General features: G+C 64.4%; 9 protein-coding genes. 2 read left to right on the top strand and 7 right to left on the bottom strand.

Features of this window, described 5'->3' with window-relative positions:
• Nucleotides 1-319 precede the first annotated feature (319 nt).
• The gene (locus Q8J98_RS04590) at nucleotides 320-2,665 is read right to left on the bottom strand and encodes a heavy metal translocating P-type ATPase (RefSeq protein WP_305293339.1); all 2,346 of its coding nucleotides are present in this window, start codon (nucleotides 2,663-2,665) and stop codon (nucleotides 320-322) included.
• On the opposite strand from Q8J98_RS04590, the gene Q8J98_RS04585 reads away from it, so the two are divergent.
• On the top strand, nucleotides 2,664-3,389 hold the full coding sequence (locus Q8J98_RS04585) for a cytochrome c (protein ID WP_305293338.1): 726 nt from the start codon (nucleotides 2,664-2,666) through the stop codon (nucleotides 3,387-3,389). The two genes, Q8J98_RS04590 and Q8J98_RS04585, sit on opposite strands and share 2 nt — an antisense overlap.
• Before the next feature lie 19 nt (nucleotides 3,390-3,408).
• Here Q8J98_RS04585 and Q8J98_RS04580 read toward each other — a convergent pair whose 3' ends face one another.
• Nucleotides 3,409-3,612 (bottom strand): heavy-metal-associated domain-containing protein, encoded by a 204-nt coding sequence (locus Q8J98_RS04580; protein ID WP_305293337.1) that lies wholly within the window; start codon nucleotides 3,610-3,612, stop codon nucleotides 3,409-3,411.
• 206 nt (nucleotides 3,613-3,818) lie between these two features.
• On the opposite strand from Q8J98_RS04580, the gene cueR reads away from it, so the two are divergent.
• On the top strand, nucleotides 3,819-4,238 hold the full coding sequence (gene cueR / locus Q8J98_RS04575; protein WP_305183703.1) for a Cu(I)-responsive transcriptional regulator: 420 nt from the start codon (nucleotides 3,819-3,821) through the stop codon (nucleotides 4,236-4,238).
• A gap of 296 nt (nucleotides 4,239-4,534) precedes the next feature.
• Here cueR and Q8J98_RS04570 read toward each other — a convergent pair whose 3' ends face one another.
• From Q8J98_RS04570 to Q8J98_RS04550, 5 genes are all read right to left on the bottom strand, one after another.
• Nucleotides 4,535-4,729: a hypothetical protein gene (locus Q8J98_RS04570; RefSeq protein ID WP_305293336.1), complete on the bottom strand. Its 195-nt coding sequence runs from the start codon at nucleotides 4,727-4,729 to the stop codon at nucleotides 4,535-4,537.
• 15 nt (nucleotides 4,730-4,744) lie between these two features.
• Complete coding sequence (locus tag Q8J98_RS04565) at nucleotides 4,745-6,403, bottom strand: cbb3-type cytochrome c oxidase subunit I (protein WP_305293335.1); 1,659 nt, start codon at nucleotides 6,401-6,403, stop codon at nucleotides 4,745-4,747.
• Nucleotides 6,404-6,413: 10 nt separating this feature from the next.
• Complete coding sequence (locus tag Q8J98_RS04560; RefSeq protein ID WP_305293334.1) at nucleotides 6,414-7,229, bottom strand: hypothetical protein; 816 nt, start codon at nucleotides 7,227-7,229, stop codon at nucleotides 6,414-6,416.
• A 139-nt stretch (nucleotides 7,230-7,368) separates the two neighbouring features.
• Nucleotides 7,369-7,788 carry a hypothetical protein gene (locus tag Q8J98_RS04555; protein WP_305293333.1) on the bottom strand — a complete coding sequence of 140 codons (420 nt, stop codon included), beginning with the start codon at nucleotides 7,786-7,788 and terminating at the stop codon, nucleotides 7,369-7,371.
• Between the two features lie 15 nt (nucleotides 7,789-7,803).
• Nucleotides 7,804-8,441: hypothetical protein (locus tag Q8J98_RS04550; protein WP_305293332.1), on the bottom strand; the 638-nt coding region annotated here is incomplete at its 5' end.

Here is an 8,441-nt window from a genome sequence, read left to right as displayed (position 1 = left end):
GTCCGCCGCATGATCTCGACGGTGCCCTGACCGTCTGCGGTCGCGAGCACGATGCCCGCCCGCCACGCGAGCTTGCGCGCCGTGTTGCGGTTGGTCAGCAGAGCTTGAAGCTCAGCGCGGTCGGCGGGGCCAAGGAAAAGGCAGATGTCGGAGCGTCTCATCCTCCGACTATGCCACAGCATGGCACCGGCGGGAATCCTGCGTCAGGTGTCGAACACTAGGGGCGCGGAGGGTTTGATCACGCGGGGCATCCCGCGCGACCGGCTTGCTCCAGCCCGAGGAAGTTGCCAAAGATGCGCGATGAAGCGGCCCACGCGCACTAAAGCCGCACCCTTCGCAGCCGAAGCGCGTTGGTTATCACCGAAACCGACGAAAGGCTCATTGCCGCCGCCGCGATCATCGGCGAAAGCAACAGCCCGAACACCGGGTAGAGCACCCCCGCCGCGATCGGCACTCCTGCCGCGTTGTAGATGAAGGCGAAGAACAGGTTCTGGCGGATGTTGCGCAACGTGGCGCGGGCCAGCTTGCGGGCCCGCACGATACCCATCAGATCGCCGCCCAAGAGCGTGATCCCGGCGCTTTCCATTGCCACGTCGGCACCGGTGCCCATGGCGATGCCGACATCGGCGGCGGCCAGCGCCGGGGCATCATTCACCCCGTCGCCTGCCATCGCAACCCTGTGACCGCCCTGGCGCAACTGATCGATCAAGTCTTTCTTGGCCGCAGGCAACACCCCGGCGTGCACCTCGTCGATGCCAAGCCTTGCCGCCACTGCCTGCGCAGTGCGCGCATTGTCGCCGGTGGCCATGATCACCCGCATCCCCTGCGCATGAAGCGCGCGGATAGCGGCGGCTGCGGTGGTCTTGATCGGGTCGGCCACCGCCACGATACCGGCAACCTTGCCGTCAACCGCCACGAACATCGCGGTCTTGCCTTCACCGCGCAACGCATCGGCGGCCGCCTCGGCGGCTTCGGTCTCCAGCCCGAGGTCGGCCATCATTGCCGCGTTGCCCAAGGCAACCTTGCGCCCGCCGACGCTGCCCATCACGCCCTTGCCGGTGACCGCTTCAAAGCCTTCAGTTTCGCCCGGCTTGATGCCCCGCTCGGCTGCGCCCGCGATAATCGCCTCGGCCAGCGGATGTTCCGAGCCCATTTCCAGCGTGGCCGCCAAGGTCAGGATCACCGCCTCGGGTTCCTCGGCCAGAACCAGCACATCGGTCAGTTTCGGGCGCCCCTCGGTCAGCGTGCCGGTCTTGTCGACGATCAGCGTATCGACCTTTGCCATCCGCTCCAGCGCCTCTGCATCCTTGATCAGCACCCCCGATTGCGCACCGCGCCCAGCAGCGGTGGTGATCGAGATCGGCGTTGCCAGGCCAAGGGCACAGGGGCAGGCGATGATCAGCACCGATACCGCCGCCGCCATCGAAAAGACGAAGGCGGGCTCTGGCCCGATCAGCAGCCAGGCGGCAAATGCCGCAAGCGCTATCGCCACCACGGTCGGCACGAATACCGCCGAAACCTTGTCGACAAGCGCCTGGATCGGCGCGCGCGACCGGCGGGCGTTCTGCACCATTTCGACGATCTGGCTGAGCACCGTGTCGGCCCCCACTTTCACCGCCTCGATCACCAGGCTGCCGTTCTTGTTGATGGTGGCACCGGTCACAAGGTCGCCTTCGGCTTTTTCCACCGGCATCGATTCGCCCGTCAGCATGCTTTCGTCAAGCGACGAGGTGCCGGAGATCACCACCGCGTCAACCGGCACCGCATCGCCCGGCCGCAACCGCAGCCTGTCACCCACCATGACGTTTTCCAGCGGCGCATCATATTCGCTGCCGTCGGGCAGGATCCGGCGCGCGGTCTTTGGTGCCAGATCCAGCAATGCGCGGATCGCGTCGCCGGTACGCTCGCGGGCGCGCAGTTCCAGCACCTGACCGACGAAGATCAGCGCCACAATCACCACCGCCGCCTCGTAATATGTGCCAACACCCTCGCCCGCCCGGTATTGCTCGGGGAACACGCCGGGCAGAAACGTGGCAACCAACGAATAGAGATAGGCAGCGCCGACCCCGAGCGCGATCAGCGTCCACATGTTGGGCGAGCGGTTGAGGATGGAATCCCAGCCGCGCCGGAAGAAGGGTTGCGCTGCCCAGAGAATGATCGGCGTGGCCAGCGCAAATTCTACATAGCCTGCCCAGGGGTGGCCGATCCACGCGCGGATCGGGAAACCGATGTAGGCCCCCATTGTCAGTACGACCAGCGGCACCGCAGCCGCCGCGCTGATCCACATCCGCCGGGTGAAATCGGCCAGTTCCGCCGAAGGCGCATCTGCGGGCAGCATCGGCTCCAGCGCCATGCCGCAGATCGGGCAGTTGCCGGGGGCATCGCGGAGGATCTCGGGGTGCATGGGGCAGGTATATTGAACCCCCTTTTGCGCCACCGCGCCGCGCCTGGCAGCATTTCCCGAGGTATAGAAATAGGGGTCCGCCGCAAAGGTGGTCTGGCACTTTTCGGAGCAGAAATAGTAGCTCTGCCCGCCATGATCGAGCGACCGCGCCTTTGGCGTGACAGCCACGGTCATGCCGCAAACCAGGTCGGTCGCGGTCGCCGCACCTTGCGGGATGCCATGGCTGATGCCGTGCGCAGGGTGGTTGTGGTTGTGTGCCATGACTGGTCCTATCCAAATATTCCGTCTCCGCAACCTGCTGCTTCCTGCTGCTGGAAGGTCAAGCGGCACAATTTCACCAATTCGTGAGTGCAGACCGGTTGACCTTCCAGTGCGGGAAGGTCGCAGAAGGCAGCGCATGCAACCACGATGGACCGGAAAGATGACTGACGCAACATGGCCATTTTGCGCGCCGACAGCCCATTCTGGCCCTTTTCAACGGCAGCAGGCCGCAAATCGAGGCGGTTACCTGATGCGAAACCCACTTGCCTTGGGCCTTGCTGCGATGCTGTTCACGGGCTTCCTGCCCGATGATCTCGGCGCCCAAACCATTTCCTTTGGGCAACCAATGGTGCCCGGCCACTCGATGGTTCCACCCGACACTTCTGGCATTGCGCTTGGCGCACCCCTGGTTGCCCCGAAGTTGCCGGAAACCCTGTCGCCAATGGCGCAGACTGGCAAGCGGGCATTTGACGCGAAATGCGCGGCGTGCCACGGCGAAAACGCCGCAGGCATCAATGGCACCGCGCCCCCCTTGATCCATTTCATCTACGAACCGAACCACCACCCTCTGGTCTCGTTCCTGTCGGCAGTGAAAAATGGGGTACCTGCGCATCATTGGCCTTTCGGCGATATGGCCCCGGTCCCGGCGGTGCCGCCGGGCATCGTGAAAAGCATCGAGACCTATATTCGCGAAGTGCAGCGCGAAAACGGTATTCCTGGCTGATCGCCGCCGGTGCGACCGCTCAGAGCGTCGGCGTTGCGGCGTAGCCCGCGGCTTTCATAGCTGCAATCAGCGCCGGATCGCGGGCGGAAGAACCAGCGACTGTCACCGTGTGCGATGCCAGATCGCATTCGACCTTGGCGCTCGCGTCAACGGTGCCGATCGCGCGGGTGATGGTCGCGGTGCAGTGTCCGCAGCTCATTTCCGGAACGTTGAATTTGGTCATGCTGGCCTCCTGGGCGTGTTTGCCCAAGGTGGGAGTTTCCAGCGGTGGAAGGTCAAGGGTGGACTTGCAGAAAATCTGCGGAAGGTTCCGGCATCACGATTGGTGAGACATTGACCTTGCACTTGCTGGAAGCCATCTATCTGAAACGCGTGGCTGCTCGGGTCTGCTGCGCCAGGTCCCGTTGCCGCCGCAGGAGGATAGGGCAAATGAACATTGGAGATGTGGCGCAGCTATCCGGCCTGCCGGCCAAGACCATACGGTATTACGAGGAGATCGGGCTGATCGAGCCGCTTCGCGCTGCCAACGGGTATCGCAGCTTTCGGGAAAGCGACCTGCACAAACTCGCCTTTCTTGGCCGCGCCCGCTCGCTCGGCTTCGCTATTGAGGACTGCCGCACCTTGCTGGCACTTTACCGTGACCGGGACCGCAGCAGCGCCGACGTCAAGCAGGTCGCCCGGAGCCATCTGGACTGCATCGACCGAAAAATCGAAGGGTTAACCGAGATGCGAAAAACCCTTGCGCATCTGATCGATGCCTGCGCCGGCGACGATCGGCCCGATTGCCCGATCCTTGCCGACCTCGCGACCGGCGATCCTGCGCATCATTGCGGCAGACAGTTCGGCTAGCTGCCCAGTTCCGGCACAAGGTGGATCGGGGTAAGCGGCGGTTCCGGGGAAACCTGATGACCAAGACCAGTATGCCCTTGATCGAGCAACTGCAAAAGCATGATGCGGGCGATTTTCTGCGCGCCGTGACGGAATGCGGGCTGCAAACGCCGAGGCTGGCAGTCGGCTGCGTCGCATTCCGGCATCGCCGCAGGCGCGGGGGCGATACATGCCACCGCCCTGCTTGTGCAGCAATGTGGCCGTGCCGCCTTCGTTGAGTCTGATGCCCGGCGCTTTCGCACCGGGCATCGGATTGCTCAGTCGTTTACCGGGCCTTGCCCCGCCCTTGTACGCCGCCATAGCAGCGCGGCGAGGCCGAGAAACAGCACCGCGCCAAAGCCCCAGACGCGGGCATAGCCGATCATGTCGCCCCAGGGTGCCAGCGCATAGACCAGCGCCAGAATTGCCCAGACTATTGCCACCGGCAGCACCAGCCAGAAATCTTCGTTCATTTGCTCAGTCCTTTCTCAATGGCCCGCGCCGCCCGAGGCGGTCAGCGGCAGCGATTGCATCAACTCGAAGCCGATGGTGGTGAAGCCATACATCGCCAGCACGATCACCAGGATCGCCAGCGGCCCCACCCAGGCCTTGGTGCCCGCCGGTATCGCCGCCGCACCCCAGCCGAGGCCGGTATCTGGCAGCCCCACCGTAGCGCCGATCCTGCGCGGCAGCAGCGCCATCGCCACGCCCGCCGCAAAGACCGCCAGCGCCAGCGCCATCACGCTGCCGCCCACGCCCACGGTCGCCATCAGCGCCTGCCAATACGCCGGTGCCTCGCCGCCGTAGCTGATATCCATCACCCGGCGCGGCACACCCAGATAGCCCGCCGCCACCCCGGCGCCGCCAAAGAGCAGCAACCCGAAAGTGGCGAGCCACGGCATCCAGCGCATTACCCCCGGCCAGGCGATGTTGCGCCCGCCAAGCCCCGGCAACATCACCGAAAACGCCGCCAGCAGCGTAAAGCTGACGGTGCCGACGGTGAAGAAGTGGAAGTAGCCGGGCACGAAGAAGGTATCCGACAGAAGCGGTGCCAGCTCTGCCTGGATCAGCACGAACGCGAGCGCCAATCCGAGGCCCATGTTCAAGACCGCCGCCCCCATCGCGGCCATGGCCGGGTTGTGCCACGGCAGGTGCCCCAGCCAGCCAAACAGCCCGCGCGCGCCATTGGCCCGCGCATGCACCTCGAGCGAGGCGATGATGATCAGGAATGCGGTCAGCGTCGGCACGCTTACGAACAGTGACAGGAGCGAGCCGACTACGCGCACCGTGGCGGGCAGATCGGGTTCAAGGAACATGTGATAAAGCGAGGTCGGCGGCACAAAGACCAGATAAGCCGAGAACACGATCTTGGAAAACCGCGCCCCAAAGACCGACTTCACCCCGGTCAGGGCCTGCACCAGCACATACCAGATCAACACCGTCGCCATCAGCGGCAGATAGTGCAGGTTGTGGAACAGGATATGCCAGTTGGTGCCCTGCGAGGCCGGAAACGCCCCCAGACCAAGCGCCCACAGCATGCCGGGCAGAAAGGCATGGATCGCCGCGAACCCGCTGACAATCAGGAACCCCGCCCAGACAAAGAGCGCAAAACCCGTGGCGCTCATCGGCTCGCGCGGGGCATCGGGGCGCTTGCGCAACAGCGTTGCGATGGGTGCCACCGGCAGCACCATCAACCCCAGTCCCAGCAGCACATAGCCGCCGTTGAAGGCCAGCAGCGTTGCAGGCTCTTCCGCCGCAAGCGCCGGGGTGCCGTCGTAGAGCAGGGGGGTGCCGGAACTGGCGGCGTAGAGGCTGACCAGAAACCCGCCGAGCATTGCCGCGAACCCAACCACCGCCACCCCACGCAAGGCCAGCCCGCGACCATCCTCAATCGCGGCAAAGCCCAACAGGAGCGCGGCCTGCGCCATGTAGAGCCAGAAGAAAAACACGTTGACGCCGTGCAGCGTCAACATTCGGTAAGCGGTTTCGGGCAGCAGATCCAGAAACCCGGCGCGGGCAAGCGCGGTAAGAACCCCACCCGCAACGCCAATTGCCAGCGCCAAGAGCGCAATGGCAGAGATCGAGCGCAACAAATACTGGTCAGGCCCCGGAAGGGCTGCAAAGCGCCGTTTCACGATATCGGTCATTTTGTTCCCCTCACACTACTTCGATGCGGGCTTGCATCAGATCATGCCCCTGCCCGCAATAAAGCGAACAATAGACCAGATGCTCGCCGGGCCGGTCGAACCGCAGCTCCATTTCGGTCACAGCACCGGGCCGCAGCCGCGCCATTCGGCTGCCACCGCCAAGTGCGATCGAGGCACCGTGCGGAATGTCAGCGGCCAGCATGCGGAAGCGATATGCTACGCCGGATTCGAGCCGCAAATGCGCGGGTTCGAAATACCAGCGTTCGGCAAGCAGATAGATCTCGATCGGCGCGCCCTCCGCAGTATCGGCGTGGGCATCGTGTGCCGTGTCCGGGGCGGCTTCGTCGGTACCCGCATGCGCGGCACCGGCATCCATGGCGGCCATCTCTTCGGCTGGTTCCGCCGCAGCGACCCCGTGCCCCGCGCCATGGCCTCCTGCCGCAGCCTCGGGCGCAACCCGCAACGCTGCCATCATCGCCATATCATGGGTTGCAGGTCCGGCAGCACCAGTACTCGCTGCCATGTGCGCCATTTCGGGCTCCGCCTCGGCCAATACGCGCGGTTGCACCGCGCCGTCCGCCGTCGCAAAGCGTTCGACAAACGCGGCGTGCAGGCGGCGGAACTCCTCCACGACGTCGGTATCAACTGCCGCCGCGTGCCCGCCGCCATGGGCACCCGCGACTGCGGCTTCTGCCGCATTCGGCTTGAAAAGCGCCAGTGGCCCGGGTGCCGCGCCATAGGCGACCCACAGCCCGTAAAGGCTGACGCCGCCAAAACCCAACGAGGCGACAAAGCCCCTGCGGGTTGTGAAATGTGGTTTGTTCATCGGTTGTTTTCCTGGATGTGGTGAACCGGGCGGTGCCCGTTGTTTCGCATGCCCCCGCGCAGACCCGCTGGTGGGGCTGCAGAGGCTCATCGACCCCGCGACTACGCCGTCAGAACGGCGTGGGCGCGCGGAATCCACATCAGGAATAAATCGGAGGCCGCCACCCCGGCTCGGGCACCTGCCCCGTCGGCACCACGCCGCCGGGCAGCAGGATCCGGCCACAGACCGGCATCGCAACCGCCACCGCCGATGCCGCGCTTGTGCCAACAGCGGCAGAACTGCATGCCGCCAGTGCGCAATAGGCGGCGCAACCCTGTTCAGTGGTTTCGCCCTGGCCCTGGTACGGCGCGTGAGAGGCCAAATGATCTTGACTCGAAGCCAGTTGGGCAAGCGCCGCACCTTCCAGATCGGCTGTGTGTCTGTCGAATGGCAACACAAAAAGCGCGAGCACAAGTGACGCAATGATCGACACAAGACGCATCGACCGCATCCGCCCAAGCCCACCCGCTTGTTTGCCTCGTTCCACGCCTCGCGCCCCGCTAATCCGGTCTTCCGTCATGTCGCGCACTGCCGCTCAAAAGTCAACGCGCCGAGCATCACGTTTGCAGGACCGTATGTCCTTTCCCGTGACGGTCGTTAGGTGGTTCGCCCTGCACTGGCCGCAGCGAGGCGAGGGTTGCGCGAGGTGCCCCAGAAGCCATCGCGCCTCGGCACCGATCTCCACAAGTGCGCCGTTGGCCTGCCGGCTTCCCACAGTTGTCGTGCTCTGCCGCTCCTGCCCTGATAGATGCAAAATGACATCCGCCTCCATTCGATCAGTAACGAGCCGCCATCCTTCTGCATTGACTGCCTCACGCAGGAGCGCCGTCACATCGATGGCGCTAGGTATAGCCGAAGATACGTCAATGAACCAACCCAACGCAGTGACATCAAGGGCCGTTTGCTGCGCGAATAGCCGATCGGTCCGTTCCTTGAGCGTCTGCGCCTTCCTGAGCGTTTTCTCATCCGTTCCCCGCAATTCCGCTATGTCGAACGCGTTGAGGCTTCCAAGACGGGTGAGAATGTTTTGCGGGACGCTTGCCGACTGCGCGGCTTCCCAAGCGGCGATTGCGTCCGCCAAACGGCTTAACCGTTCCTCCCGCGCTGACAGCAGCGCGCACGCCTCCGTGACCTTCACTTGTAGGGCTGGGCTGGCGAGTGAGTGATCGAAGG

Origin of the sequence: Phaeovulum sp. (genome assembly GCF_030684035.1) — a bacterium.
Classification (GTDB): domain Bacteria; phylum Pseudomonadota; class Alphaproteobacteria; order Rhodobacterales; family Rhodobacteraceae; genus UBA6213.
This window is presented reverse-complemented; position numbering and strand designations above follow the sequence as displayed.